The sequence below is a fragment of the Yersinia bercovieri ATCC 43970 genome (assembly GCF_013282745.1).
GTDB lineage: Bacteria > Pseudomonadota > Gammaproteobacteria > Enterobacterales > Enterobacteriaceae > Yersinia > Yersinia bercovieri.
On the sequence record NZ_CP054044.1, the window covers coordinates 3256433 to 3281049 of the forward strand.

Genomic DNA, 24617 nt, shown 5'->3' on the forward strand with positions numbered 1-24617 from the left:
GCGGGAGTAGCTTACTGATTATTTCATCTTAGGTTCATACGGCAAACGAGAGAATTTATTCGACTCGATACGGTAATAAGCGAGCCGCTGCGAAAAGTATTCACGCAGCTCCTCGGGCTGCTCTCGTACGACCATTTCAGGAATGACGGGCATGTTGTAGCGCTCTTTAAATGCCACACCAGATGCCGCCAAATCCACATTCATTTTGGCTGTTTCTTCGTCAGAAAGCGCGGTCAGATTATATCCCATTGTCTTCTCCTTCTTGCTCGTGGCGACTATGGCGCAAAAGGTAATGCAGGCGGTAGATATTGGCAAGCAGCTAATGTCTCAAAATGATGGGTATTTAGAGTGTTTCGCGTGGCAATAATATTATTTTTCAAATAAGTCATTTATTAATTATTACTCGCACACTTAAATAAGAATCATTCTTTTTACTGTTCTCGTGATAATGTTAATGATTCTTATAATAATTCACCCTAGTTTCCCTGTTTAAATTATCTTTTTAAAACAACAGATTAAATTATTTATTGTTTTTCACTAATATTAATGTGAATAGGGTGTTCTTATTTTGTTTTTATCTTGGCATAATACAAAAAGTTAATCGTTGCTTACCTGCATTATAAAAATAAGGGAATTATTATGTTGAAAACAGAAATGGCACAAAAGCTCAATGAGCAGCTGAATCTGGAATTTTACTCTGCAAACCTATATCTACAAATGAGTGCCTGGTGCAGCGATAAAGGTTTTGAAGGTGCAGCCGCATTTTTAAAAGAGCATTCTCAAGAAGAGATGCAGCACATGCAGCGCCTATTTGAATACCTCAGTGGAACAGGCTCAATGCCAGTTTTGGGCACCATCGGTGCGCCACCAATCGATTTTGCATCATTGGCCGATGTGTTCAAACTGACTTACGAGCATGAGCAACTGATTACCACTCAAATTAATGAGCTTGCCCATGTTGCAATGACTACCCACGACTACTCCACATTCAATTTCCTGCAATGGTATGTTGCTGAACAGCATGAAGAAGAAAAACTGTTCAAATCCATCCTGGATAAACTGGCACTGGTGGGTAATAGCGGTAATTCACTCTTCTTCGTTGATAAAGATCTGAAAACAATGGCCGCTCAAAGCCATACTCAAGCTTAATTTTTAGCCTGATAGCTCCGGATAGAATATTCATCGCAGTTTCTGCTAGCCCAAAGGTAACCAGAAACTGCGGTTCTTCATTGCCCCCGCAGTGCTTATCGGTATCCCCTTTATCTTATTGTTTCTGTGCTAATTACATATTGTTTATCTTTGGTTTCTCGACTTGCCATAACTAAATCGTTATCATTTGCATTAACGATAAGACAATGAGTTGATCTATCGTTCAACTATTGGTGATATTTCAATCACCACGCGGAAATTGGCGTTTTATTTTGTGCCCTACCTCACAGGTAGTGCAATTGACTGGATGTGATAGGGGTTCGCGCTGCCAATATAGGATATGGTTGGTAGCAGACTGATTCTTCTCCCCATCGATAAAGGGATACTATGTTTATTCGAAAAGTACGTTCTTCTTGCCGTATGCTTTCGGCGCTTATCGTGTTATTTGTTGGGCTATCCAGTCAGCAAGCCCTTGCTCACGCACATCTGAAAATCGAATCCCCAGCCGCCGATACCACCATAGGTTCAGCACCAGAAGCACTGACATTGGGCTTCTCTGAAGGTATTGAATTGAATTTCAGTGGCGTGAAGGTGACTGGCCCAGATAACAGTGTGGTAAAAACGGGTGAACTAAAATTGGACCCGGTCAATAACACACAATTGATTTTGCCGATTGATCATGCTTTAACTGCAGGTAAATATAATGTTTCGTGGCATGTGGTGTCTGTTGATGGTCATAAAACCAAAGGCACATACAGCTTCACTGTGAAATAGTATGTCTTTAGCGACCTTATTTATTCTATGTCGCTTCCTGCATTTTCTGGCGGTGATGCTGATGTTTGGCATCAGTATATTCACCGCTGCATTAGCGCCAGACCCATTCTCCGCGATACTCAAAAAGCGCCTGTTACCTCTACTGATCTTCAGCACCACTCTCGCATTTATCTCTGCTGTTGGGCTGTTAGCGATTCAAGCTGGCATAATGGGGGATGGCTGGGCCGATACCTATCGGCTGACCGTCTGGTGGGCCGTTTTTGGCACGCGCTTCGGGCAGGTATGGCAATGGCACCTTGGCCTATCTATCTTGAGCCTGTGGGTAATCTTGCTGGGCTCCCTCCGTAACAGCTACCGACTGATGGTGGTTTGTTCAACACTGCTGCTGGCAAGTTTGGCTTTCACCGGGCATGCTGCTATGCACGATGGTGCGCTGGGATGGATTCACCAAACTAATCAAATCATACATCTGCTCAGTGCCGGCTACTGGTTCGGCTGCCTACCGCCTTTAGTGATCTGCCTTGCATATACTCGTAATAGTAATGTTAAACGTGAAGCCATAACTACCCTGATTCGATTCTCCAGTTGGGGCCATTTATCGGTTGCATTGGTATTGGTGACCGGTGTCATTAACAGCTTGATTATGCTGCGTGATACGACATTGGCTCTGACATCAAGTTATCAGGTGCTATTGCTGAGTAAAGTGGCCTTGGTGGTGCTGATGATCGTCATCGCGCTGGTTAACCGCTATCGGATTGTGCCTATGCTCAGGCAACTTCCTACTAAAGCCAACTATTGGCTGGTGGTCAATAGTTGTGCTGAAATTCTGCTGGGTGCGGCGGTGCTACTATTGGTCAGTGCTTTTGCGACCATGGCACCGGTATAGCGTGAGATTATAGGCAACAGATATTATTACTAAGCTTGCATCAACGCCTCGGTATGCGAGAAAATCAACACAATGAATTAATTGAGGATAATTAAGATGAAGGGTTTTGTGCTGACGTTATCGTTACTGATGCTATCAGTTAATGCTATGGCTGCCGGGAAGATCATCACTGTCAGTAAGTTTGAGTTTGGCAAGCAGTGGGCATTTACCCGGGAAGAGGTGATGCTGGAATGTCGTACAGGTAATGCTCTGTTTGTGATTAATCCGAGCACCTTAGCGCAATACCCGCTAAACGATATTGCGACCGAACAGATGAGATCCGGACATGTATTGGCGAAACCGCTAGATGTTTTGCTGCTGGATGACGATGCAAATCCGGGGCACAAAATGAGTTTAGAACCCTTCCAGCAGCGCGCCATGACATTATGTCAAAAGTAAGCTTGGCTCTTTTGGTGCTGACAAGTATTAATCTATAATTAACAAACGATTACTTCTGTTGCCTTGAGGTTGAGCTTTTATCACCAAAATTAATTTACAATCGCAATTAATCACTTCTGCTGTCAAGTTGGCTAAATACATGTACTCGACTACGCTTAAGGAGTACGGCTGAATAAGCCTACGTTAATGCCAACTTTTAGCGCACGGCTCTCTCCCAAGAGCCATTTCCCTAGACCGAATATAGGAATCGTATTCGGTCTTTTTTTATCTTATTGATTTTGTTGATTTTTTCCTCTCCGTCCGAAATCCCCCGAAATTTCCCCGAAATCCTATACTCGGCCTAAATTTCTACCCACTCATTTTTGCGAGAATCCAGGTACACATTAGTCATTTTCATCGATTTGTGACCGAGTAATTTCTGCGCAAATTCTTTGCCGTATTCTGCTTCATACAACCGCGATGCCAGGCTGCGGATCTCGTGAAAGCTGGGAGGAGATATTTCATAAACCAGATCGGTTGCCTTCAATGCTTTAACAAATGCTTTGGTGAGCGAGTCGGCAAGTAACGTCTGACTTTGTTAACTCATTGCATAATCTGGGAAAAATAGTGGCTAACGTTAACGCATCTTTTCTGGCGGACTGAACTCGCTGTACGATGATGTAACGGCGCATAGGTAGCACTTATTTTTTTACCCGGATAAAATTCAAAAACATCTAAAAGCAGTGTATCATGCCATTTTTACCCGGATAAAAAGATCGTACTATGCCTGCATATAGTCTTACCGCTTTTCAGCAACAACGCCGGATTGCCCATGGCAATCTGAGTGAGCTTCTGCATCAGATAAAGGCCATGAACAGAGGTAATGAGCCCGTTTTTATTTTTAACGATCAGAACGGAAAACGCCTTGATATTGACATCAACGGCGACGAAATCACCGCCCTGAACGCATACCCGGAACTGAGAGAAACTCCGGTAGTGAAATCTCGCGGCAGACCCAAGCTGGGCGTTTTACCAAAAGAAGTTACATTGCTACCACGCCATTGGGATTGGCTTGCAACGCAGCCTAGCGGAGCTTCCGCCGCGATACGCCGCCTTATCGAACAAGCCATGAAAACCCATAATAAGGATGACATTAGGCGAAATCGCCATGAGCGGGCTTATAACTTTTTACAAGAGATCGCCGGTGACTTTACGGATTATGAAGCAAGCCTGCGCGCCCTGTTTGCCGATGATGAGCAAGGCTTTATCACCTGCATCGCAACCTGGCCGCAGGATATTCGCATGTACGCACTGCAGTTAGCTTTTAGCCAGGATAATGAAAAAAATGATTGAAAAAACAGACAAAAAGACCCTCAAGCGGAGCTATAAAGAGGATCATACAACAGCGGGCATCTACCTCATTAGCAATAAGCACACCGATAAAAAGTTGCTGGCGAGTGCTACTAATGCGCAGGGCACGTTAAATCGATATCGGTTTGAACTGAAATTTGGCCAGCACCGCAACAAGATATTGCAACAGGAGTGGGATCTATATGGTGAAACGGCATTTGAGTTTACGTTGCTCGCCTGCGTCCAACCGGATGAAAAGAACATCAACGCGGCCTTAGAAAAACTCCTGAATGAATGGCAGCAAAAAGTGAGGATTAGTGATGAACAGCGCTACTGACCAGCCGCTCGCGCTCTACTTTGATACCTTCGGTGAGAAGACCAACCCGCCCATAGTGTTACTCCCAGGCCTTGGCAGTCAAAGCATCAGCTGGTCAGCGGTTTTTTGCCAGAAACTGGCCGATGCCAATTTTTACCTTTTGCGTGTTGATAACCGGGATAGCGGATTATCACCAATACTAGCTGATGCCGGTATTCCCGATTTTTACGCACTGTCGCAGGGGCAAATGACAGCGATACCTTATACGCTAAGGGAAATGGCGGCTGATGTGGCACTGACCCTGGAGAAGGCTGGCATTCAGCGGGCACATATTGTTGGGCGTTCTATGGGGGGGATGATTGCTCAGCTGTTTGCGGCAAAGTATCCGCAAAAGACGCTTTCACTGTGCGCCATCATGTCCAGCACCGGTAATCCCGAACTTCCCCCTCCGGCAGAAGATGTCATCGCGGCGATGCTGAGTCCCAGGCCCGATCCTACTACGCATCACAGCGACTGGTTACAGCAACAACTGGCCTTTTTTCGGCGCATTGCCTCAACACATCTGCCTTTTGACGAAGACTACTACACAACATTGTTAAAAAGCTCGCTTGAGCGTGCGTACACACCGTCCGGCACGATTCGCCAGATTGCGGCTGTGGCGGCTACCGGGGATATTCGTGGCGACACAGGAAGCATCACTGTCCCAACGCTTGTGATCCACGGTACTGCCGATCCGCTGTTTCCGCCCGAGGCGGGGGTCGATATCAGCGTGACTATTCCGAGCGCCAGGCTGGAGCTGATCGAGGGAATGGGTCATGAAATTCCTCCTGCTTTGGAGGATGAGATTATCCATCTTCTGCTAGAACATGTTGAAAACAAACGCTAATACCGGAACCCGGAAAAGGCTGGTTTTGTTCTGCATTCTTTGGCTTCGACAAGCCCGGCGGAACCGGGCGCGGCAGGTCCTTGCGGTAGCACTTAAAGCGATCCTCAATGATCTTTTTAGCAAGATAAAGACAGCTTTTCAGCCTGTCTGCTTTGGCCAGCAGCGGACATCACAGATCTTACCTTGGACTTATTAAAGTGGGGCAAATCGATTTCTCAGATTTTCTTGATTGATGGGGCCACATAAGAGTCAAATTCGTGGGTTTGATAAATGGTATGAAGGCGGAATACTGCCCTATAAAGCATGCTATTAAGACGTGACATAAAAATTTGTGAAAGAATTTAATGAATCCCTGATGCCTGGGAAGTTCAATCCTCAAGGACTTCCTGACTGAGAATACGAGAGCGGCAAACATCCAAAATCTCATCTGCCAGCGCGGAGTTATCTGGGCAGGCGCGGGACAGCACCAGGGCGCCGACAAGATGTGCAAGGGTGTCAATTAGGTCGGCACGTGTCCCGCCTTTCGCTGCATTTTCATTCGCTAACAGGGCCAGCTGAGTTTCAATTCCGGCCTCAAATGTTGCCTTAATGGATTCAGACAGACGTGCTGTATCGGTGCCGAGTGCCGACATCACGCACCCCTTTCCCATAGAGTCGCGATGCTGGCGGGAGAGGTAGTATTCAACAAATTTTTCCCGGTCCACACCCTTAGTACTTTCTGCGGATTGTGAAAAACCGCAGCTCATCGCCTCTGACATCAAATCAGCCTTGGAACCAAAGTGCTTGTAGAAACCTCCGTGAGTTAAACCTGCCGCTGACATGAGCTCCGCAACTCCCACGCCATCGTAACCGCGCTCACGAAAAAGTTCTGAGGCCGTTTTAACAATGCGCATTCGGTTTTCCCGAACCTGCTCTTTTGACACTTTCATGCTTTCCTGCCCCTCTCAAAATATAGGGCTAAGTATACATTGATGATGACCATAATCAAAGCGGTTGACTTTATAGATTATGATCATCATCATTACATTGGCACCTTAGCCAACCAATTAGCAGGCGAATAAACATGACGCACCGACCACTATTTCAACCCTATAACCCGTCGCTTACCGCGGTCAGCAAGTAGATCGGTGAATGTCACGGTTCTAGCTGCATCGCACATTGCGGATTCTGTTTACACATTAATAAAGAAGATCAACTTATGAGCAAAGCTTCAGTTCTCATTACAGGCGCATCAACGGGTATTGGTGCTGTTTACGCTGAACGGTTCGCCCGCCGGGGACACGACCTTGTTCTGGTCGCCCGCGATAAAACAAAGTTAGAGACACTTGCCGATCGTCTGCGACAGGAAAATGGTATTTTTGTCGATGTTCTGCCTGCTGACCTCACGCAAGCGGCGGATTTAACGACGGTCGAAGCTCGCCTGCGTGAAGACGCGCGGATAGGCATTCTTATCAATAACGCGGGTATCGCGCAGTCCGGCAGTTTTACAGAGCAGACGCCTGAGTCGATAGAACGTCTTATCGCGCTTAACGTCACCGCCCTGACGAGACTTGCCAGCGCCGTGGCACCACGATTTGTAAAGGCCGGAGATGGTTCGATCGTCAATATCAGTTCCATCGTCGGACTCGCACCGGAATTTGCAATGACGGTTTACGGTGCAACCAAAGCTTTTGTCCTTTTCTTGTCTCAGGGAATGGATCTGGAGCTGTCGCCTAAGGGTATTTATATCCAGGCGGTGCTCCCTGCCGGTACTTACACGGAAATTTGGGATCGTGCGGGTATCGACATCAGTAACTCGTCCAAAATGATGGCAGTGGGTGAATTAGTTGACGCAGCGCTGGTTGGTTTTGATCGCCGTGAACTCGTCACCATCCCACCTTTACATAATGCTGACCGCTGGGATGCCCTGGATACAGCGCGTCAGGCTCTGCTTTCGGACATCAAACAAGCTGAAGCCGCAGAGCGATATAAAGCGCTTTAGTTAATGAGGTGCACTCTGCAAAACCATCTTCCGCGGTTCTGCAGAGAGGCAATCCGACATAAATTCCTTACAGCATGTCGTCTCATCAGCGATGTGAAACCTCAAACAAATCATGAAGGTCTTATTCAGCATGACAAAAAAACGTGTAGCACTGGTTACCGGCGCTTCCTCAGGTATCGGCGAAGCGTCTGCTCATAAACTTTTAGCGGCGGGCTATACGGTATATGGCACAAGCCGCCGTGGATCTCTGGCGGGGACACATCCGTTTCCATTATTAACCCTTGATGTGACGGACGACGCCTCTGTAGAGGCCGCCATTAATGAGTTGCTGCGCCTAGAGGGGCGGATCGATATTCTGGTGAATAATGCGGGCTTTGGGGTTGCTCCGGCGGCTGCAGAAGAGAGTTCTATCGAGCAGGCCAGGCGCATTTTCGACACAAACTTTCTGGGCATAGTCAGATTGACGCGGGCAGTTGTCCCTCATATGCGCCGTCAGGGCAGTGGGCGCATCATTAACATCGGTTCGATACTGGGGATCGTTCCGTTGCCGTATGTGGCACTTTATGCTGCCAGTAAGCATGCGGTCGAAGGGTATACGGGAGCACTGGATCATGAACTGCGTACGCAGGGCATCAGAGTTTCCGTCATCGAACCCGCCTACATGAAAACACAGTTTGAAAACAATAATTTAGAGCCGGATGCCAGGCTTAAAGAATATGACCTTATCCGGGCTAAGCTGGAGAAAGTGGTTAGCAAAGCAATGGCCGAAGCGGAAAGTCCGGAGGTCGTGGCTGACGTGGTGGTTAAAGCTGCTCAGACTTTACGCCCGAAGGTGCGCTACACGGCGGGAACGCTGGCTGGTAAATTGAATTTTATTCTCAGATTCGCACCTGCATCATTTCTGGATAAGGTGGTGCGCAACAGTCTTCAGCTTGATGCGAAAGAATAAAAAATGAAATTTTCTCATTTGGCTCTTCTGACCCCTGTGTTGTTTTCATCCTGGCCACGGTATAGATGGCTTGAATTGCCAACGCAAAAGTAGTCTCATCTGGGAGTCATAACTCTATGAATCAACCAATTTTCCAGAATGGACGGGTGCAAATATTTTTTACATTCCAATACTTAACTGGGTTCTTAGCATGATTTTTGATTACGTCATCGGAGTTTACTGATGCGTTCGGGGTGAAGTTTGCGGGGACTTGAATGGCTTTGCTGCCCGAGGCTATATAATAGTACTTCCCTGCTTCCGGAATTAGTGATGAATGAGAGTTTCGAATATATCCCCCTCCTTCATTTTTGATCTGTGAAACAGAGTATAGGACATTGGGTTTTATCTTACTAACCACTACATTACCTTTAGCTTGAAAGATATTTGAGTCAAGTTCATAGCGATCAGACATATCGTAGCAATTATCTTTGCTGTTGAAGGTGTAAGAACCTAGATAGATGGTGCCTACATTTCCCTCACGGTTAAGTACATACAAGGTCGCAGCATCGCTTCCTGTGTAGTCTTTGTAATCAAGAGGTAATACATTAGCGCACCCTGTAAGCCCCAGAGAGATTACAGCTACGATGACGGTTTTATTTAATTTCATATCGTCCTTTATTGTGTGTAAGTTCGTTGCCCATGTTAAATACAATAATTAGTAGACAGATGCGTTATCGGCTGTATTTGACTTTTCTTCAATCATATTAATGCCTGTATTTTGCTTAGCAGGATGGTTTTATAAAGATAATTTTGTACCTATGGTCTGGCCATCTGGGCAGACACAATTTGATTTTAATCATACTTTCATAGTGGCATGGTGGCCTCTACATACTTTATGGTCAGTAAGTCCGTTCTTCGCTCGAAGCTGCTCTTTATTCCTTACCTACGGCAACTGGGTGCCAAAAGCGGACATTATCACCGCCACCATATGTAAGCATGTCATTCGCAATAGGAGTAATACTCAGGCACCCTGATGTCAGAGATGTACATGAAAAATGACGGAAAAAACCCAATTCACGACCTCAATCGTGTTCCAGGACGCCTGGATACCGAATCTGATATATACAAGTTGCACAATTCATCGCTACAGGATTATTTATGATGTGCATACGAGCTTTTTGTTTATTGTCTGTATTCCTTTACTGCATACAAGTGCAGGCATCTCCGGGCTTTCGTCAGATAACGCTATCCGACCCAAAGTCCGAAACTCTAAATTTGACTGTGTGGTATCCAGCTTCTTCTGAGGGAAGAACAGTTAATATAGGAAGTAATCCCGCTTTCGTTGGCGTTATGGTGAACCCCGATGCACCACCATTACCTGGAGTACATCCTCTCTTGGTTATTTCACACGGATATAACGGAAACTGGCGGAATCTGTCCTGGATTGCTGCGGCGATGGCTGCAGAGGGATATATTGTTGCCGCCCCGGATCATCCAGGCACTACTACTTTTGATCAGAATCCGATAGATGCTAAAAAGTTGTGGCGACGTCCGCACGATATTTCTCGGGTTATTGATTTCGTCATAGATTCTCCCGCACTTTTCGGGGCAACGGACAAGGGACGTATTGCTGCTTTAGGGCATTCTCTTGGCGGATGGACAGTAATGTCGCTAGCGGGTGCGCGATTTAAGCCCTCCCTGTTTATCCACGATTGTCAAAACCATCCCAAACGGGGCGATTGCCGGTTAACAGAAAAACTTGGCATCAATGAAACGCTTTCCCTGGAAAAAATATCCGCAAATAACAGGGATGCAAGGATCCGGGCTGTCGTCTCTCTTGATCTAGGATTAGCACCTGGTTTTACCCCTAAAAGCCTGAATGCTATTAATATTCCCGTCCTGATTTTAGCTGCGCAGGCGGACAGATTAGCAGAATTACCCGCAGGACAGGAGTCTGGATACCTCGCTTCCGAAATAAATCCAAACAGGAGGCAATATGAGATCGTTGAAGGCGCGACACATTTCAGTTTCATGCAGCTTTGTAAACCCGGCGCTGAAAATATCCTAAACGAAGAATCACCTGGTGACGATGTTGTTTGCCAAGATGGCCTCAATGCCAAGAGATCGAATATTCATCAAAATCTGGTTGGTAAGATCAGTGCATTCCTGAATTCTACGCTTGATTACGCTGCATCTTCTGTCGGAACAAGGTAGGTGACACACCAGAAACTCGCAGAAATTCACGATTAAAATTTGATTTAGTAGTGAATCCAGACTCCAGCATGATATCCGTCACGGGCAACAGGGTGCTTAACAGCAGTTCCTTTGCCCATTCAATCCTGAAGCCATTGATCCACTGCGATACATTGCACTGACTTACAGAATTGACTGCACTTGAAAGATGTCGTGCTGGTATACCTGTTTTTCTGGCCAGAATACTCAGTGTTAGGTCGGGATTAAGATAAATTTTTGTTTCACGAACGTGTTTTTCGAGTCTACTATAAATCTCCTCAAACTCTCCCGCGGGTACCAAAATACTTTCGGGGGACGTTTCTTCCCGCTTATCATTTCCTGATATAGCTGTCCTTCCCGCACTGACAATAGCCGCGGCGATGAGAGGAAGCAGTGTCATTTGGAAAATGACAATCATACCTGGAGCCTGTTTTCCACCGGTGATGCTGAAGTCCAATGTAACCGCAAGATCTGTCAGTGCAGATATACACAGAAAACAGCCTGCGAAAAAAGCCATCTTTACCGTCTGTGTTGACTCCGTCAGTCGGTTCAGCGTGAAGTTACGCTCCCCCTGCCATGCAATACGAAAGAGGCCACATCCGTATCCTGTAAAAATGATAAATAGGATGAAATCAGTCGCCGCCGGCCAAACCATCCTGAGCAATAAGGCAATGGTTGGGGGTAAAAGCAGCAATACCCAGCGACGCTGCTTACTGGTTTCAGTCATTGAGATGAAACTGTGCCATGCGAGAGGGGGCAGAAGTATTGCCAAGACGGATTGAATGTTCCTAAGCATGGCTGACTGGTATTCCCAGCGCAGAGTGCTTACAGAAAGAAGGACTGTGCAGGCGATAAGAAAACGCAGTGTACCGCTGTGGCGATTTTTTTCAGGAAATAGCGCCATTACTATTAAAACCAATAGCGCAAACAAAGTAATAACAGGAAAGGGAACAGAAAACATAGCCACAGTACCATCATAAAAATTTACAAGGGATATTTGCATACATGAAGGTAATCTGTCTCCTTCCACGTAATAATAACAGTATCACAATCCATTAAGGCGCGATTTGTCTCTGGAAGATTTATCTCATCTCTAATCCGTCCTCTTCTTTGCTGATCCGTCTGCCCCTCACTCATGAGGGAAAAATGACCTTAACCCCGTTAATTAATACATCGTGATGTTAATAATGCCTTAACCCGTTGTGAGAACAATTACAAACTCCCGCTCCTCGCTCTTAGCGGGCGTTGCTAACATCATGTTAAGTTAATTAATGGGGAGCGGGTTAGGTGGACGCTCATCAAAACGAAAATCTGTTCCTTTCTCGCTGGAGTGCCCCTGAACGACCCCTCCAAACTCAAGCCACACAGTGATCAGGTCCTGCAATCTGGTATAGTCTTAAAAATTACAGGTATAATCCCACAAATTTTTCAACTGGGTTAGAAACGAAGATGACAAAACTCACCTTACAAGAGCAGATGCTAAAAGCGGGATTAGTGACCAGCAAAAAAATGGCCAAAGTCCAAAGAACGGCTAAAAAATCACGAGTGCAAGCTCGTGAGGCAAGAGAGACTGTGGAAGAAAATAAAAAAGCGCAACTTGAGCGTGATAAACAGCTAAGCGAACAACAAAAACAAGCTGCTTTATCTAAAGAATATAAAGCTCAGGTGAAGCAGTTGATTGAAATGAATAGAATCAGCATTTCAAAAGGCGATATTGGTTTTAACTTCACAGATAATAATTTAATTAAAAAAATAGTTGTGGATAAGCTTACTCAAGCTCAGTTGATTAGTGGGCGACTCGCCATTGCTCGCTTGGTTGTTGATAACAGTGGCGAGAGTCAATACGCTATTATCCCCGCGAGCGTGGCCGATAAAATTGCGCAGCGAGATGCGAACAGTATTGTATTAAATAGTGCGCTTAGTCAGGAAGAGCAAGATGGGGAAGATCCGTATGCCGATTTTAAAGTACCCGATGATTTGATGTGGTAATTAACCTTTTTAGAACGGGCAGGTATTACGGGCTTTGATCCACTCTTCGCTGATGGGATGAACAAAATGCAACTCACTGGCGTGCAGCATTAGCCGTGGCGTCCGCTCAGTGCCTGGCAGCAGGCGGCCGCCATACAGGTCGCAGCCCCAAATAGGGTGGCCCAACTGCTGGCAGTGGATGCGTAGTTGATGGGTGCGCCCGGTCTCCGGGGTTAGTTGTACTCGCGTCAACGGCAGTAACGTCCGGTCTTCCAGCTCGTGATAGAAGCGCTCAACGACCCGATAGCGGGAACGAGCGGGCTTGCCGTGGATTGAGCAAATCGACATCAGTGGGAATAGCGCCGGGTCTTTGGCAATCGCAGCATCTATCACCCCTTGGTTGTCGTCCAGATGTCCGCAAAGCAGTGCGCTGTATACCTTGGTCACTGTGCGCTGACTGAACTGTTGGCACAGGGCGGCATTGATAGCCTTATTGCGCGCAATCACCATCAGCCCGGAAGTACCGAAATCAAGGCGGTGGACCAGGGTGCAGCCGGGGAATATCTGTACCAGCCGATGATGCACCGAATCGATATTTTGCGGATTTTTTCCCGAGAGGCTGAGCAGCCCGGCGGGTTTATTGATAAGTACCAGGTGATCGTCCTGATAGAGAGTCTCTATTTTGTCATGGCACGGCGGGGCAATAAAGGTATCAATAATTGTAGACATCAGGCTGCCCGGATGGAGAGTGGGAGCGGATAATAACGAATTTTCAGCCGACTGGCGAATCTGACTGTTTGCCCAATGGAGTGACTGTGGCAACCTGTCATGCATCAATGAGACTCATCATTGCCCGCTTGGCGGTATACTTCACCACAGATTAATACGACATCTGGCCTTCTTTCATGGAGGCGTAGAGCGACAGCCATACATTCGTGGCGGGTTGTATAGATATCATCTGTCACAGGCAGAGCCTCGCAAGCATCCATCCCGCAGGTACTAACCAGTAAAACAAATCCTATGAGCATATATTCTCCTTATTTATAGGATTTATATGAGTATAGCGTGTTTATCGCAGAGATTGCCTTCTCGTTTGATATTGAAGAAATAGGCACTCTATTATTTGGTTAAATATCAATCAGGCTTGATTGCAGCTACGGCAGTTGCTTCCTAAAATAGTGATAAATTGGCATTATGTAGGTATGGATTAGGTTTTTAGGATAAACAATGAAACAGTTTCCTTTTGATAAACGTTATGAGATTGAAGATGCCAACGGCGTCATTGAGTTCTATATCGATGGTGATGAGTATATTCGAGGTCTGGATGGCGTGCCGGGCTACCGAATTGATGGTTATGAAGTATATGAACATAATGCAGCGGCAAAACTCGCTGGTTTCCTTGAAGGGAAGCATATAACAACACCAGATGCTGATATCCTGTTGACGATTTTAGATGATCAGCAACCTGAGGATTAATCTTCGTTATTCATGGGGGTTCGGTCGTAGAAAGTTGCGATACCAGAGTACAACGCAGCTTTCCAATGAAAATATCGCGCTATTCCTGGTGATGATTTTTTTACGGAAGCTGCTATTCAGTTAGCATAAAACCGATTAACGTAAATCTTCTTAGTGATGACCCGCCGGAGTCTCAATGAATCAGCAAACTATTACCTTGTACACTGATGCCAATTTTTTCAGCCCTTATGTGATGTCAGTATTTGTCTCACTGACAGAAAAAGCGCTCCCTTTTACATTAAGCGCGATTGACCTGTCCGCTGGGGAGAATTTGCAGGAAGGCTATACCCGGCTCTCTATAACACGCCGGGTGCCGACGCTGGTTATTGACGATTTTCAGTTATCTGAATCTTCGGCAATATCAGAATATTTGGAGGAGCGTTTCCCCACGCCAGATTATGCGCGAATTTATCCGCAAGATAGGCAAGAACGTGCTCGATCACGTGAAATACAAGCATGGTTACGGAGTGATTTTATGCCAATCCGAACTGAGCGCTCGACAGAGGTCGTTTTTGGCGGTTTAAGGTTGCCGCCTTTATCTGAGAGCGGTCAACAAGCAGTGAATAAGCTTATTTCAGGGTTAGAGCCTTTATTATCGGATGGCCGAAAATATCTATTCAATGAGTGGTGTATTGCAGATACCGATCTGGCATTGATGCTGAATCGTCTGGCCCTGAATGGTGACCCGTTGCCAGAGTATCTTCGTCAGTATGCGAGTTACCAGTGGCGGCGGCCATCAGTGCAGCAGTGGCAAGCATTGTCGCAGAAATAGAGCCGTATCGGCTTTGATGCCGCGGTTTATATGACATGAAGTCGAGTTGTGTCAGTGTGCCATCAAAGAGTGCAGCAGTGATATAGATAATAAGGAGTGAATTCTATTGAATCTGCTTTTTTATCAAACTGTTAGCTTCAAATGAGAACAATTTAAGCAGCATATGAGCAGAGGGAGCGTAATTGTGCTACACTATGCGACCGATAATCAAGGATAAAACATGAAAAAAGTCTCAATCATTGCTCAGTGCTTAATAAACGCTAAGAGTTTCAGTGAGATGTCCGAAGCTGAATCCTCGATAAAGAAAGTTTTCAACGATAGTTACGCAGATCATTCTTTTGATGAATGGAATACTGACGTTTCTACTTTGAGCGCTAACCGTATTATCAGCCTGGTTGCCGGTGCTTCCAAGGTTCGGGTCAGAGGATTGATCCAAGAATTATGGAATCACTGATCTCAACCCAACGGTTTCCAATAACCTGCCTACCACTTCACTACGTCGAGCATGCCCGCCATGCTGCGTGGTGAATGTGTTCTCCCCGTCTCTTTCCATCTCCTGCTTGTCTCTTTCCGTGGTATTTCGTAAACCGGCGACTTCCAGTCATAAAAAACGGGCCCGGTACAGGTAATCTAAGTAAACGCTGACTACCCCACGGTTTATTGCCGTTGGTTAACGTAATCTAACGAGGTTGTACAACAGAGAGGCGATCATATGTCATTTTTTGATAGCGTTAAAAAGCTGGTGAGCAGTGCTAAAGTCAAAATTAAGTGCCCAGACTGCGACGCAACTTCTGAGCAGAGCTCAGAAAAAGTACAGAAAAATACGGCGCTGGTCTGCCCGAAGTGTGGCTGCCTATTTTTACCTAAAGACAAACATTAATGGCGATGAAATCAGCCAAAGATCATCGATGCCCACCGTAGCAGCATGAGTGCACCGCAGATACACAGTAGTACCACAAACATTTTCCAATGTTTTGTCTGTAAGCGTTTGGTCACCATAGAGTCCTTAGCTGGTTTCACTATTATTGTTTGGCAAGGCGCTGCGGGATCTGTTGGTCAGCCGCAACTGAGTTATAGTAGCGAAAAATTATGTTGATGCGAGCGTTAGTTGATGCCGATAAAGTGTAATATGCGTTGCATCAATGATATTACGAATAGGAATAATGAAACTATGGCTACAATCCCACAAAAATATGAAGATGCTGAGCGTTGGGCTTTCGGTGATACTGAGCAAGTAGCAGATGATTTATTGGCGTTAGTACTGAACGGCAGTAAAACAGCGACCTGCGCGGCATTAGATGAAGATGGTGTCCCGCAGGCGGGCGATCTGTTTGTGGTCGTTAATGGCCGTAATGAACCGGTATGTGCGGTGGAACTGACCGAGGTTGAATTGAAAACCTTTGATCAGGTGGATGAAGCTCATGCTTTGGCTGAAGGTGAGGGCGATGGGACGCTGACTTATTGGCGTAAGACACAGCAGCGTTTTTTTGAGGAGTACGAGATGTTTTCCCCGGATATGATGCTGATTTGTATGCAGTTCAAAGTGCTGGAAAAGTTCTGATAGCTGCTTTTACTGATAATCATTGGCCTGCCAGTACTATCAAATGACCAGAGAAGATACCGCCACTCATATGTTTTAACTATGGGGTGACGGTTCTTCATATTGCAGTAATCAAGTTACCTTCATTACCCAGGCATCCTGGTTTTGGTCATAATGTTTTTTGTATAGCTGTCGGTCTTTACCATCTAGCGTTGCAGGAATACTGGTATGCTCATCCCACCCATCAAGCTGCATACACAAATCAGGATCCGATTTACAGGGGATACTGAGGGTATGTTCACCCTTCTCCAGTGGTGCAGATAACACTGCGTCATCCACTTCGAAATCTCTGATTTTCACCACAGTTTTTACCATAAAGACTCCTTTCCCATTCAGTGGTATGAGGTATGACCAGATTGGTCACCCTAATGAGAATAGCTGAGCTAAAAAAAAGCGCCAGAGGGGCGGGTTAAAAAATGTAGCATTTCATTAACAAGGGAGTTCGGCCAGATTAAATTGATTACGGCCATTCTTTTTGGAGTAGTAGAGCGCTTGATCTGCGGTTAGCATCAAGTCAGCCTGATCGGTAATTCCCGCATGTTGGTGGGCTTGATAGACCGTCACCCCGAGGCTAATGGTCACTTTCCTGAATTTGCTGTCACTGTGTTTAATGCCCATCGCGCGGATGGATTGTAAAATATGCTCGGCAACCAGACTGGCCCCCTCCTGATCGGTGTCAGGCAGAATCGCCGCAAACTCTTCTCCGCCATAGCGAGCGACGATATCGGTATTGCGTTTCAATGATTTACGTAATGTTCTGGCCACCAACCGCAGGCAGGCATCACCGGAGATATGACCATAGTAATCATTGAAGTTTTTAAAGTAATCGATATCAATCATTAAAATCGCTAATGGGGAGTCTGAACGCCTTGCCCGCATAAACTCATGGGCCAGCACTTTTTTGAACTCTCGGCGATTAGGTAATTTGGTGAGTGAATCTGTTCTGGCTTGAATCTCCAGACGGCGATTGGCCTTAATCAGCTTCAACTCCAGCAATTTTCGTTCATGGATATCTTCTGCCGTGCCGTACCAACACTGCACTTTGCCGTTATCATCAACACTAGGTACTGCGCGAATGCGCATCCAGTTCCAGCCTTTCTCCACATGACAGAAGCGAATCTCAACGTCCAGGGGATCTTGTGTTTGTAGGGAGTGCTCCCAACTTATCAATGTAGGGTGACGGTCATCCATATGAATGGTTCGCAGCCATTTGTCGGCCAGCGCTTCATCGCGGGTCAAGCCGGTTATCTTCTCAAAGCGAGAGCTGACATCGGTAATCATACCGTCAGGGGAGGCGGTCCAGGGAATTTGCGGGTTCAGTTCTACCATGTTGCGATAATGTTGCTTGCTGCTGCGCAGTTTTTCTTCCATCTCTTTCAACGGCGAAATATCGATCATGGCGACGGAAAGACCACTGACTTGACCACTGGGGTAGCGGGCGGCCTTGATCCGCATGAAAAATACCCGTTTCTTATCCAGCATCTGAAATTCAGCATCGGGGATGGTGTCATTGCAATAGGCTTTTAGCAGGGCGCTTTGCAGAATAGGGACAATACTGGGCAGGAAGTCGGCGACTTTGCCGCCATTTACCTCTATCGTGTTTTTACCTAATAATTCAGCAAGATAGTGATTTACCGTCAGGTAGCGCAGTGTGGTATCGATAAAGCAGAGGCCCGCAGGGGCATTGGAATAGATAGATTCCAGTTCAAATAAGCGTTGACCGGCGTCATAAGGCAAATTGCTCAGACAACGATCAATACCCCGGTAACCTTTGAATTCGCCGTTGTCGTCAAAGAGTGGGATACCACTGGTTTCCACCAGAACTTCGCTGCCATCTGCGCGAATATTGCGGTTCTGTAAACCGGCAAAAGGGATGCGGGCCGCCGCAATTTCAGCAAATATTTTGCCCACCCGACTCGCCTCCTCTTTTGGCATAAAATCGAATGGGGTTTTGCCGATGACTTCATGGGGAAGGCGACCCAGAAGCTCAATAGATTTCGCTGACGAAAACGTATAACGGCCGGCAGCATCAACTTCCCAGATCCAGTCTGAGTTATTTTCGATGATGTCCCGTAAGCTGTTCATTTCGTTTAACAGGCTAATGTCAGCTGAATTTTCCCGATTATCGTAATCAGTCATGATGCCCACTCCTGTTTAATCGCGGCTTTCCTTAGGTAGAGATCTGTCGGCTACTATTTAAGCCCGCAGATTGTATAACAGGGACAGATTTAGTACAGCTCAATCGGAATATTCTTATCTACAAATTATTTTTCCAGTTATCTTCATCAATAAAAATAGGGAAAAATAGTTGAATTCAACGCTAATCTATTGATAAGTATATTGAGTGATCAAATCAATACATGAGTACCAGGCTAACGTCATCTTGATAGTCACCGGGTGTGCGTTGTATTTGATTGGGGTTAATCACGGCACGAAATGGCACTTGCTGCTGAGTGCCGGTGCCGGCTCCCGTCTGCATTGAGCTTGCATTCCACAGGGTGGTGCCAGAAACCCCTTGATATAGCTGATATTGTAAATAATCAGGCGTGCTTGAGGTCGTCACCTGCTTCATTCGTTGCCAGTTATTTTGTGCGGTATTACCGGGAATGACATAGGTATTGAAGGTTGACCCTTTGGTGCAGGTGAGGGTAATTGTTTGGCTGATGGGGTTGAATTGGCCCACTAAGGCGAAGCCGCCGAAATTAACATCATTAGCAATGTTAATGGCGCAATTTTTGCTAACCACCAATGTTACCGTGATTGATGATACATCCGGCCCGGTGCCAGTGCCGGTCCAATAACCACCAATACAAGCCCCTAGCGCCGCGACTTTACAAATATTATAACTCCAGGCCAAATTGATCACATCGGTATAGGTACCGGCACTGATATTAACGTTGATTGCGCCATTGTTTCCGGTACGAATATAGATGGGCAGATTAGCAGTAATTCCTGTCAGGCCAACGACCAGAAGATTTGCGCTGCTATAATCCAATACGCCATTGATACCCAGGGCTGGGTTAAAAGATCCAGTGCGGTAAATAGAGTAGGGGATAAGATCTCCGGCGGCGTTTTTAAGATTCAAATTATTGCTGGTACTGGCTATTTTGGCGGAGAGTGAGTAAGAGGATAATAAGCTGACCCCAAGACCCGCACAGGCCATGGCGGTATTACCCTGAGCATTGACTACTGTGGTATTGGCGGCAACAGAAGAGCTGTCGGGTAAATTAACGGCCCCCGGTGCAAAGGTGCAGGAGTCCGCCCACGCAACAGGGGCGATAAGCGATGTCAGCAGTATCAGCAATGTGATAATGATCGATACTCGGTGGGAGTGGTCAGTTCTGATATTGCTATTGATCATTTTGTCTCCTTGTTTGCGCTTATTTACACGTCACTGTGCCGATATCCTGTATTCCCGTATTGGCTTTCAAGGTGAATTGCACATAGCAATTCGCTCCGTTATCAGCGCGAGTTATTTTCAATCTGTTTTGTGAATTAACCTGCTCGATATAGGTAATTCCCTCCCAGCCGACATAACTGACGGGTTTAACATCCGTGGTATATACCGGGCTGCCTTTCGGTAAATCTGCACCCGATGCATCGGTAATATGCAGTGTCGCGGCAGTGATTTGTTGCATGGGGAAGTCGATTAAATAGCCACTACGTTCGCTAATCGCCAAACGACGTTCAACTTCTGGCATAGAGACGTCTGCGGGTAGGCTCATTGGGTCAATCTGGAATTTGGCCTGATAATAAGAGGTGACATTCGGAATTAATAAGTAGCCTTTGTCATTGGTTATCCCGATGCGCTGGTTTTCATAACTCACCGGAATTTGCCCAAAGCCATGGGTTGATACCAGGGCGAATGCGTCATTAATGGTATTACTGGCATAGATGCCATGGTTCATCATGACCAGCGAACCGCTAACCTCACCCCAGGCTCGATAATCACCTTCACCGCCATACACCCCAATTCGGCTCTCCATCGCGCGAGCTCGCCAGATCAAGTCCGCTTGTTGATAGCTGCTGTTTGCACCCGAACCATTGGCATAGGCCATATTCCAGCCAACCCCGCCGTCTGTGGGGGTAGCACGACTGTAGTTGACCCTTTGGCTCCAGCTGTTATTGGTATCACGGACACTACTGATGCTACCGGCTCCCCACTCACCGAGTGGCAAGCTAAAGACCATCTGTGCATTATAGCCTTGGCTGCCCAGTTCACGGTTTACCGAGAGATAGAAACTGGTATTGCCGAATAGAGTGGTGCTATAGCTCAGGTTAACTAACCGTGTTCGCTCACCTAAGGCGTCACGGACATCAAAATAGCCAGTGCCGATCGAGCCATAGGCCCCCAGTCCTAGGCTGCCGGTGATTTGATCGGTACGACGACTGAGCCGGTATTCACTTTTATAATTTGCCAGGTCACCATAATTGGCGCTGCGTATAATGCGCTGGGCATTCAAACTGAAAGTTGAATTGCTATAGCTGTAGCCGACTGACTGCTGATTACCCTGTCCACCGTAACGGTTTGTCGTGGTGGATGGTGCATTATCAGTATTAAATTCAGTCGGCGCGATACCACTGCCAAACACATCATTACCCGCCTGACTGATGCTGTAGGAGCCGTTGAGCACACCATAATTCCCGACACCTAAGCCGATGCCACCGCCCGCGACATTGAGCTGTTTCGCGATATCTGTTCTGCCCTCCAACGTCATCCAGGTGGTGGCACCATAACGGACTACGGCGCTGGCGACCGGATCAGCATAGTCGTTCGAGCGAATACCGTAATTTTGCCGCAATATGCCACTGGAAATACTGAAATCCCATAAGCCGGGTTTTAATAGCTCGCTGGCGACATAGAATGGAATTGAGGTGCTGACTTGTCGGCCTAAGGCATCGGTGGTGACAATCGTGGCCTGGCCGGCACCATTGATTCTTGGCCCATTATCGATAACAAAAGGGCCGGGGTTAACGGTGGCAGATTGCGTCCTAAAGTTATCTATATAGAGGTCGACGGTGCTGGGAATGGCCGCTTGGCCGGCGAACTGCGGCAGTGGGTAAGTCACCAGATCTGGGCGGATAGCGAAATTGCGCGATAGTTGCAGCCCGCCAATGCGCACAGCACTGCTCCAGGCGAGGGCGCCGGTGATCAAATCTCCGGCGGTGTAGCTGAGCAAATGGCTCTCATCATTAAAGCGCCACTGGGTGTCGTAGCGGACATAGCCTTTATCGACGGTGATGTCATCGGTATCCGTCAAAGTCGAGCGGTAAACCCCGGTATTACTGAGCACGCCAAACTGATTAAATAGGCGTTGCTCCGTCCAGGCCGAGAGAGTGCTGGCTTGACCCTGGCTGCTTCCCTGACTGGCGTAGAGATCGTAGTTAAATAGCAAGCCGAGGCTACTTCTCGCTAAATTATAGTCATCGATGAGTTTAGCCTTTACCTGCTGTTGAGGTAGCCATCCGCTGGGAATATCAATCAGTAGCTGCTGCTTATCACCCTGATATTTGACCTTCACTTTATCCATGCCATCAATAGCCACTTCAGCGGTGTTTGATTCGGCAAGGGGGAAGCCCACGGCTTTCAATTGTTCAGGCGTCAGATAGTAGCGCCCGTCGCGATACACGACAGGCACGGCTTCACCGAAGTTGCGGCCATTCACCACTAGCTCAAGATATAGCGTGGTGTCAGGCATCACTGCGGCAGATGGCGGCGGCGGCAAATCATCCCCCTTACCGTTGGTGGTATTAATGCGGGGAATATCATTGAGCCATACATCAATGTCAAAAATGGCGATAGCCTAAATCTGATAGTCATCCCAAACCCTAAGGTATATACAGTTATTCCTATTTTTCAATGCATTAGTGGTGCATAAAGCAATGGCGGCCCTCTGCTCAGGGCCGCTATTGATGTGGAATAACAATAGGTTTGGTATTGCTATTCACCAATGCGGTTAACTGGCCCGCAGTGGCGGATCCCGGCGCAGGAAAACGCATCTCATTGCCCGGTAGCACATAGCCCATCAACCCATTATTGATGCTCTTATTTTGTATGCTGACTTGAGAAATTCGAGCATGGGTTTGCCCCTGATTGCGAATCGCTAGCCACTGTTCACCTTGCTGTTTGACGAATGCGTGGCTGAGATTGAGCGGGAAAAATGTCACAGGGTTGCTGGCATCTTCAGGTTTCAAGCCGTCGCCATAGATAAATAGTGGGATGGAGTAGCGCATTTGAAATTTCAGCCCCATATTTAGCGACGGGCTGGGGGCGTCCTCATTGGGATCTTTGCGGGGGATCTCATCTACCAGTATGCGGAAGGCTTGCTCTTGACCCGCCGGGACCTGGGTGTTTTTAATCAGGCGAATCAGTTGGCGCTTTCCGGGTAAAATCGTCGCCACCGGTGGGCTGGCGATAATGGCCGATTGGCTGTGGTAATCGTCCTTGCCCGCCTTTTGCTGCCAGCTTAAGACGCGGATCTGTAAATAGACGGGTTGGCTATCTTTGTTCTCCAGCCATAACGCCGTGGCTTTTTCACTGCTGGCGATCACCGGATCAACTGGCCAGATCAGCACTGAAGAGGCGGCATACAGCGGGTTGCTGGCTAAAGCAGTGGCAAGTACGACCATTGATGAGAGCAATGTTAATTGGGTCATGGTGAACTCCTTGTCGGCATCGTGCCAGGAATAAAAAGTTAAGAAATAACAAACTAATAAGTGGCGGTGACTAAAACGGTATCGCTATAGGTTCCCGCCGTTGGCAGTGTGCTGCTGGCAAACAGTTGCGCATATAACATGATTTCGAGTGGTGAGCTGTTGCTGTTCACGGTAACCACTTTTGTCACGCCGCCGTTGCTGCCATTGCCCCAGATGATGCTGTGGGCGCTATCCTGAAATATCTGATAAAAAAGGTATTCGCCGGTGAGGCTATTTAGCAGCCGCCGGCCGGTTGAGATGCTGCCAGTGGTATTGACGCCGCTGTCGAGTGCCAGGGTGATGCTGGGGGTGCCGCTGCACTGAATGATTATCGAACCGGCATTCTGGCTGGAGACCACACTCACCGGGGCGGATAGCGAAGAGATATTGCCAAAGTTTAGGGTGCCAAAACTGCTACTATCGGCATTTCCGCTCCCCAGAATGCAGCCCGGTAGTATCGTGGCTTTTACCGAGAAGTTTTTGCTCAAAACCTCGCCATAACTGCTTGCCATTGATAGGCTGAATAGAGTGAGCGCGAGGAATTTCATCAGAGTAGGGTTGAAGCAGTGGTGTGCCATATCTCTTCCTCCCTACCAATTGACGGTGACTTGGATGGTATCGGTGTAAATGCCGACCGCAGGGGTGCTCTGTATGGGGATCAGCCCATAGACAATGAGGGTGACAGCTTGCCCGGTGGCCACTTGCGAAACCCCCACCGTGTTATTCCAAATCTGGCTATGGGCAGCGTCGGTATACAGGTTGTAATTCACATGCTGGCTGGCAGGCCCTCCGGTCAGATAACGGCTGTTGACGTTGCCGCTTTGTCCGGCACTGAGTAACACGGTGAATTGGGTACTTTTGCTACATTGGATCGAGATGGCACCACTGCCGACCTGCCCAGTCACGGCGATTTGGCTATTCAATATGCTGGCTGAGCCAAAATTCAGCGTCCCCCCCAGATTGGTGGGGTCGCCGGCGACGGTGCCGACAATACAGCTGGGCAGTAGGGTGGCGCTCACCGTGATATTGGCGGTTTTGGCGTAAGCCGGATAAGTTGGCAGTAATGCCAAACAGATAATCAGCCATAACAGTGCGGCTTTATCTTTATTGATCAGCACATTATCCGGCTGGGTGCCCAATGCCATCA

At 47.2% G+C, this 24617-nt stretch carries 30 protein-coding genes and 1 pseudogene; 16 read left to right on the forward strand and 15 right to left on the reverse strand.

Translation table 11 applies throughout. The features are described from left to right. Window positions 1-18 precede the first annotated feature (18 nt). The gene (locus HRK25_RS14710; RefSeq protein WP_005272478.1) at window positions 19-249 is read right to left on the reverse strand and encodes a DNA polymerase III subunit theta; all 231 of its coding nucleotides are present in this window, start codon (window positions 247-249) and stop codon (window positions 19-21) included. Window positions 250-639: 390 nt separating this feature from the next. Between HRK25_RS14710 and ftnA the strand changes: the two genes are divergently transcribed. From ftnA to HRK25_RS14730, 4 genes are all read left to right on the forward strand, one after another. Then, window positions 640-1149: a non-heme ferritin gene (gene ftnA / locus HRK25_RS14715; protein ID WP_005272474.1), complete on the forward strand. Its 510-nt coding sequence runs from the start codon at window positions 640-642 to the stop codon at window positions 1147-1149. A 387-nt stretch (window positions 1150-1536) separates the two neighbouring features. Further along, a complete protein-coding gene (yobA, locus tag HRK25_RS14720) occupies window positions 1537-1923 on the forward strand; it encodes a CopC domain-containing protein YobA (RefSeq protein ID WP_032814982.1) in 387 nt (128 codons plus the stop codon). A 1-nt stretch (window position 1924) separates the two neighbouring features. Further along, window positions 1925-2809, forward strand: coding sequence for a copper homeostasis membrane protein CopD (copD, locus tag HRK25_RS14725; RefSeq protein WP_005272473.1), 885 nt, complete (start codon window positions 1925-1927; stop codon window positions 2807-2809). A gap of 96 nt (window positions 2810-2905) precedes the next feature. After that, the gene (locus HRK25_RS14730; protein WP_005272472.1) at window positions 2906-3247 is read left to right on the forward strand and encodes a YebY family protein; all 342 of its coding nucleotides are present in this window, start codon (window positions 2906-2908) and stop codon (window positions 3245-3247) included. A gap of 340 nt (window positions 3248-3587) precedes the next feature. On the opposite strand, the gene HRK25_RS14735 is transcribed toward HRK25_RS14730, so the two are convergent. Beyond that, a complete protein-coding gene (locus HRK25_RS14735; protein ID WP_226713261.1) occupies window positions 3588-3773 on the reverse strand; it encodes a tyrosine-type recombinase/integrase in 186 nt (61 codons plus the stop codon). Between the two features lie 236 nt (window positions 3774-4009). Here HRK25_RS14735 and HRK25_RS14740 point away from each other — a divergent pair, with 236 nt between their 5' ends. Genes HRK25_RS14740 through HRK25_RS14750 form a run of 3 tightly spaced genes read left to right on the forward strand, consistent with a single transcriptional unit; the run spans window position 4010 to window position 5778 of the window. Next, on the forward strand, window positions 4010-4579 hold the full coding sequence (locus HRK25_RS14740; RefSeq protein ID WP_005272469.1) for a DUF2239 family protein: 570 nt from the start codon (window positions 4010-4012) through the stop codon (window positions 4577-4579). Next, the gene (locus tag HRK25_RS14745) at window positions 4572-4913 is read left to right on the forward strand and encodes a GIY-YIG nuclease family protein (protein ID WP_032897034.1); all 342 of its coding nucleotides are present in this window, start codon (window positions 4572-4574) and stop codon (window positions 4911-4913) included. The genes HRK25_RS14740 and HRK25_RS14745 overlap by 8 nt, the downstream gene beginning before the upstream one ends. Continuing rightward, the gene (locus HRK25_RS14750; protein ID WP_032897031.1) at window positions 4897-5778 is read left to right on the forward strand and encodes an alpha/beta fold hydrolase; all 882 of its coding nucleotides are present in this window, start codon (window positions 4897-4899) and stop codon (window positions 5776-5778) included. Before HRK25_RS14745 ends, HRK25_RS14750 begins: the two co-directional genes overlap by 17 nt. 368 nt (window positions 5779-6146) lie before the next feature. Here the strand turns inward: HRK25_RS14750 and HRK25_RS14755 are convergent, their stop codons facing one another. Beyond that, complete coding sequence (locus HRK25_RS14755; RefSeq protein WP_005272461.1) at window positions 6147-6707, reverse strand: TetR/AcrR family transcriptional regulator; 561 nt, start codon at window positions 6705-6707, stop codon at window positions 6147-6149. Between the two features lie 269 nt (window positions 6708-6976). Between HRK25_RS14755 and HRK25_RS14760 the strand changes: the two genes are divergently transcribed. Together HRK25_RS14760 and HRK25_RS14765 are read left to right on the forward strand one after the other, a co-directional pair. Beyond that, entirely contained in the window at window positions 6977-7759 is a 783-nt protein-coding gene (locus tag HRK25_RS14760; RefSeq protein ID WP_005272459.1) for an SDR family NAD(P)-dependent oxidoreductase, read from the forward strand. Between the two features lie 130 nt (window positions 7760-7889). After that, a complete protein-coding gene (locus HRK25_RS14765) occupies window positions 7890-8708 on the forward strand; it encodes an oxidoreductase (RefSeq protein ID WP_032897029.1) in 819 nt (272 codons plus the stop codon). 121 nt (window positions 8709-8829) lie between these two features. Here HRK25_RS14765 and HRK25_RS14770 read toward each other — a convergent pair whose 3' ends face one another. Continuing rightward, window positions 8830-9354, reverse strand: a complete 525-nt coding sequence (locus HRK25_RS14770) for a hypothetical protein (RefSeq protein ID WP_032897027.1) — start codon at window positions 9352-9354, stop codon at window positions 8830-8832. A gap of 491 nt (window positions 9355-9845) precedes the next feature. Between HRK25_RS14770 and HRK25_RS14775 the strand changes: the two genes are divergently transcribed. After that, window positions 9846-10901 (forward strand): alpha/beta hydrolase family protein, encoded by a 1056-nt coding sequence (locus HRK25_RS14775; RefSeq protein WP_005272455.1) that lies wholly within the window; start codon window positions 9846-9848, stop codon window positions 10899-10901. Here the strand turns inward: HRK25_RS14775 and HRK25_RS14780 are convergent. Further along, window positions 10861-11880 carry a helix-turn-helix domain-containing protein gene (locus HRK25_RS14780; protein WP_032897061.1) on the reverse strand — a complete coding sequence of 340 codons (1020 nt, stop codon included), beginning with the start codon at window positions 11878-11880 and terminating at the stop codon, window positions 10861-10863. The two genes, HRK25_RS14775 and HRK25_RS14780, sit on opposite strands and share 41 nt — an antisense overlap. A 488-nt stretch (window positions 11881-12368) precedes the next feature. Between HRK25_RS14780 and HRK25_RS14785 the strand changes: the two genes are divergently transcribed. Continuing rightward, a complete protein-coding gene (locus HRK25_RS14785; RefSeq protein ID WP_005272448.1) occupies window positions 12369-12908 on the forward strand; it encodes a DUF2058 domain-containing protein in 540 nt (179 codons plus the stop codon). Between the two features lie 9 nt (window positions 12909-12917). On the opposite strand, the gene HRK25_RS14790 is transcribed toward HRK25_RS14785, so the two are convergent. After that, on the reverse strand, window positions 12918-13616 hold the full coding sequence (locus tag HRK25_RS14790; protein ID WP_032897059.1) for an RluA family pseudouridine synthase: 699 nt from the start codon (window positions 13614-13616) through the stop codon (window positions 12918-12920). A 104-nt stretch (window positions 13617-13720) separates the two neighbouring features. Then, window positions 13721-13915 carry a hypothetical protein gene (locus HRK25_RS14795; protein ID WP_032897026.1) on the reverse strand — a complete coding sequence of 65 codons (195 nt, stop codon included), beginning with the start codon at window positions 13913-13915 and terminating at the stop codon, window positions 13721-13723. Window positions 13916-14114: 199 nt separating this feature from the next. Here HRK25_RS14795 and HRK25_RS14800 point away from each other — a divergent pair, with 199 nt between their 5' ends. The 4 genes from HRK25_RS14800 to HRK25_RS20090 all read left to right on the forward strand — a co-directional run bounded on the left by HRK25_RS14800 (window position 14115) and on the right by HRK25_RS20090 (window position 16054). Then, a complete protein-coding gene (locus HRK25_RS14800) occupies window positions 14115-14363 on the forward strand; it encodes a hypothetical protein (RefSeq protein WP_005272443.1) in 249 nt (82 codons plus the stop codon). A gap of 175 nt (window positions 14364-14538) precedes the next feature. After that, on the forward strand, window positions 14539-15174 hold the full coding sequence (gene yfcF / locus HRK25_RS14805) for a glutathione transferase (RefSeq protein WP_005272442.1): 636 nt from the start codon (window positions 14539-14541) through the stop codon (window positions 15172-15174). Window positions 15175-15394: 220 nt separating this feature from the next. Further along, window positions 15395-15628: a hypothetical protein gene (locus HRK25_RS14810; RefSeq protein ID WP_005272441.1), complete on the forward strand. Its 234-nt coding sequence runs from the start codon at window positions 15395-15397 to the stop codon at window positions 15626-15628. Between the two features lie 258 nt (window positions 15629-15886). After that, window positions 15887-16054, forward strand: coding sequence for a YnfU family zinc-binding protein (locus HRK25_RS20090; protein ID WP_005272439.1), 168 nt, complete (start codon window positions 15887-15889; stop codon window positions 16052-16054). A gap of 11 nt (window positions 16055-16065) precedes the next feature. Here HRK25_RS20090 and yniD read toward each other — a convergent pair whose 3' ends face one another. Then, on the reverse strand, window positions 16066-16173 hold the full coding sequence (yniD, locus tag HRK25_RS20225) for a small membrane protein YniD (protein ID WP_086018772.1): 108 nt from the start codon (window positions 16171-16173) through the stop codon (window positions 16066-16068). A 172-nt stretch (window positions 16174-16345) separates the two neighbouring features. On the opposite strand from yniD, the gene HRK25_RS14815 reads away from it, so the two are divergent. Then, window positions 16346-16735 (forward strand): ASCH domain-containing protein, encoded by a 390-nt coding sequence (locus HRK25_RS14815; protein ID WP_005272437.1) that lies wholly within the window; start codon window positions 16346-16348, stop codon window positions 16733-16735. Between the two features lie 111 nt (window positions 16736-16846). On the opposite strand, the gene HRK25_RS14820 is transcribed toward HRK25_RS14815, so the two are convergent. The 7 genes and pseudogenes from HRK25_RS14820 to HRK25_RS14850 form a co-directional block, all read right to left on the reverse strand. Beyond that, window positions 16847-17089, reverse strand: a complete 243-nt coding sequence (locus HRK25_RS14820; protein ID WP_005272435.1) for a DUF1480 family protein — start codon at window positions 17087-17089, stop codon at window positions 16847-16849. Between the two features lie 114 nt (window positions 17090-17203). Beyond that, window positions 17204-18913, reverse strand: coding sequence for a diguanylate cyclase (locus HRK25_RS14825; protein WP_032897025.1), 1710 nt, complete (start codon window positions 18911-18913; stop codon window positions 17204-17206). A 214-nt stretch (window positions 18914-19127) separates the two neighbouring features. Further along, window positions 19128-20135 (reverse strand): Csu type fimbrial protein, encoded by a 1008-nt coding sequence (locus HRK25_RS14830; RefSeq protein WP_005272426.1) that lies wholly within the window; start codon window positions 20133-20135, stop codon window positions 19128-19130. A 19-nt stretch (window positions 20136-20154) separates the two neighbouring features. Next, window positions 20155-22595, reverse strand: a pseudogene (locus HRK25_RS14835) (fimbria/pilus outer membrane usher protein). Window positions 22596-22681: 86 nt separating this feature from the next. After that, window positions 22682-23431 carry a fimbrial biogenesis chaperone gene (locus tag HRK25_RS14840; protein WP_005272423.1) on the reverse strand — a complete coding sequence of 250 codons (750 nt, stop codon included), beginning with the start codon at window positions 23429-23431 and terminating at the stop codon, window positions 22682-22684. Between the two features lie 53 nt (window positions 23432-23484). Continuing rightward, window positions 23485-24048, reverse strand: coding sequence for a Csu type fimbrial protein (locus HRK25_RS14845; RefSeq protein ID WP_032897021.1), 564 nt, complete (start codon window positions 24046-24048; stop codon window positions 23485-23487). 12 nt (window positions 24049-24060) lie between these two features. Then, on the reverse strand, window positions 24061-24615 hold the full coding sequence (locus HRK25_RS14850; RefSeq protein WP_032897057.1) for a Csu type fimbrial protein: 555 nt from the start codon (window positions 24613-24615) through the stop codon (window positions 24061-24063). Window positions 24616-24617: the final 2 nt, after the last annotated feature.

What these genes read in the sequence shown, in the direction of transcription:
- HRK25_RS14710 (WP_005272478.1), bottom strand. Translation starts at nt 249, where the DNA reads ATGGGATATAATCTGACCGCGCTTTCTGACGAAGAAACAGCCAAAATG.
- ftnA (WP_005272474.1), top strand. Translation starts at nt 640, where the DNA reads ATGTTGAAAACAGAAATGGCACAAAAGCTCAATGAGCAGCTGAATCTG.
- yobA (WP_032814982.1), top strand. Translation starts at nt 1,537, where the DNA reads ATGTTTATTCGAAAAGTACGTTCTTCTTGCCGTATGCTTTCGGCGCTT.
- copD (WP_005272473.1), top strand. Translation starts at nt 1,925, where the DNA reads ATGTCTTTAGCGACCTTATTTATTCTATGTCGCTTCCTGCATTTTCTG.
- HRK25_RS14730 (WP_005272472.1), top strand. Translation starts at nt 2,906, where the DNA reads ATGAAGGGTTTTGTGCTGACGTTATCGTTACTGATGCTATCAGTTAAT.
- HRK25_RS14740 (WP_005272469.1), top strand. Translation starts at nt 4,010, where the DNA reads ATGCCTGCATATAGTCTTACCGCTTTTCAGCAACAACGCCGGATTGCC.
- HRK25_RS14745 (WP_032897034.1), top strand. Translation starts at nt 4,572, where the DNA reads ATGATTGAAAAAACAGACAAAAAGACCCTCAAGCGGAGCTATAAAGAG.
- HRK25_RS14750 (WP_032897031.1), top strand. Translation starts at nt 4,897, where the DNA reads ATGAACAGCGCTACTGACCAGCCGCTCGCGCTCTACTTTGATACCTTC.
- HRK25_RS14755 (WP_005272461.1), bottom strand. Translation starts at nt 6,707, where the DNA reads ATGAAAGTGTCAAAAGAGCAGGTTCGGGAAAACCGAATGCGCATTGTT.
- HRK25_RS14760 (WP_005272459.1), top strand. Translation starts at nt 6,977, where the DNA reads ATGAGCAAAGCTTCAGTTCTCATTACAGGCGCATCAACGGGTATTGGT.
- HRK25_RS14765 (WP_032897029.1), top strand. Translation starts at nt 7,890, where the DNA reads ATGACAAAAAAACGTGTAGCACTGGTTACCGGCGCTTCCTCAGGTATC.
- HRK25_RS14770 (WP_032897027.1), bottom strand. Translation starts at nt 9,354, where the DNA reads ATGAAATTAAATAAAACCGTCATCGTAGCTGTAATCTCTCTGGGGCTT.
- HRK25_RS14775 (WP_005272455.1), top strand. Translation starts at nt 9,846, where the DNA reads ATGATGTGCATACGAGCTTTTTGTTTATTGTCTGTATTCCTTTACTGC.
- HRK25_RS14780 (WP_032897061.1), bottom strand. Translation starts at nt 11,880, where the DNA reads ATGTTTTCTGTTCCCTTTCCTGTTATTACTTTGTTTGCGCTATTGGTT.
- HRK25_RS14785 (WP_005272448.1), top strand. Translation starts at nt 12,369, where the DNA reads ATGACAAAACTCACCTTACAAGAGCAGATGCTAAAAGCGGGATTAGTG.
- HRK25_RS14790 (WP_032897059.1), bottom strand. Translation starts at nt 13,616, where the DNA reads ATGTCTACAATTATTGATACCTTTATTGCCCCGCCGTGCCATGACAAA.
- HRK25_RS14795 (WP_032897026.1), bottom strand. Translation starts at nt 13,915, where the DNA reads ATGCTCATAGGATTTGTTTTACTGGTTAGTACCTGCGGGATGGATGCT.
- HRK25_RS14800 (WP_005272443.1), top strand. Translation starts at nt 14,115, where the DNA reads ATGAAACAGTTTCCTTTTGATAAACGTTATGAGATTGAAGATGCCAAC.
- yfcF (WP_005272442.1), top strand. Translation starts at nt 14,539, where the DNA reads ATGAATCAGCAAACTATTACCTTGTACACTGATGCCAATTTTTTCAGC.
- HRK25_RS14810 (WP_005272441.1), top strand. Translation starts at nt 15,395, where the DNA reads ATGAAAAAAGTCTCAATCATTGCTCAGTGCTTAATAAACGCTAAGAGT.
- HRK25_RS20090 (WP_005272439.1), top strand. Translation starts at nt 15,887, where the DNA reads ATGTCATTTTTTGATAGCGTTAAAAAGCTGGTGAGCAGTGCTAAAGTC.
- yniD (WP_086018772.1), bottom strand. Translation starts at nt 16,173, where the DNA reads ATGGTGACCAAACGCTTACAGACAAAACATTGGAAAATGTTTGTGGTA.
- HRK25_RS14815 (WP_005272437.1), top strand. Translation starts at nt 16,346, where the DNA reads ATGGCTACAATCCCACAAAAATATGAAGATGCTGAGCGTTGGGCTTTC.
- HRK25_RS14820 (WP_005272435.1), bottom strand. Translation starts at nt 17,089, where the DNA reads ATGGTAAAAACTGTGGTGAAAATCAGAGATTTCGAAGTGGATGACGCA.
- HRK25_RS14825 (WP_032897025.1), bottom strand. Translation starts at nt 18,913, where the DNA reads ATGACTGATTACGATAATCGGGAAAATTCAGCTGACATTAGCCTGTTA.
- HRK25_RS14830 (WP_005272426.1), bottom strand. Translation starts at nt 20,135, where the DNA reads ATGATCAATAGCAATATCAGAACTGACCACTCCCACCGAGTATCGATC.
- HRK25_RS14840 (WP_005272423.1), bottom strand. Translation starts at nt 23,431, where the DNA reads ATGACCCAATTAACATTGCTCTCATCAATGGTCGTACTTGCCACTGCT.
- HRK25_RS14845 (WP_032897021.1), bottom strand. Translation starts at nt 24,048, where the DNA reads ATGGCACACCACTGCTTCAACCCTACTCTGATGAAATTCCTCGCGCTC.
- HRK25_RS14850 (WP_032897057.1), bottom strand. Translation starts at nt 24,615, where the DNA reads ATGGCATTGGGCACCCAGCCGGATAATGTGCTGATCAATAAAGATAAA.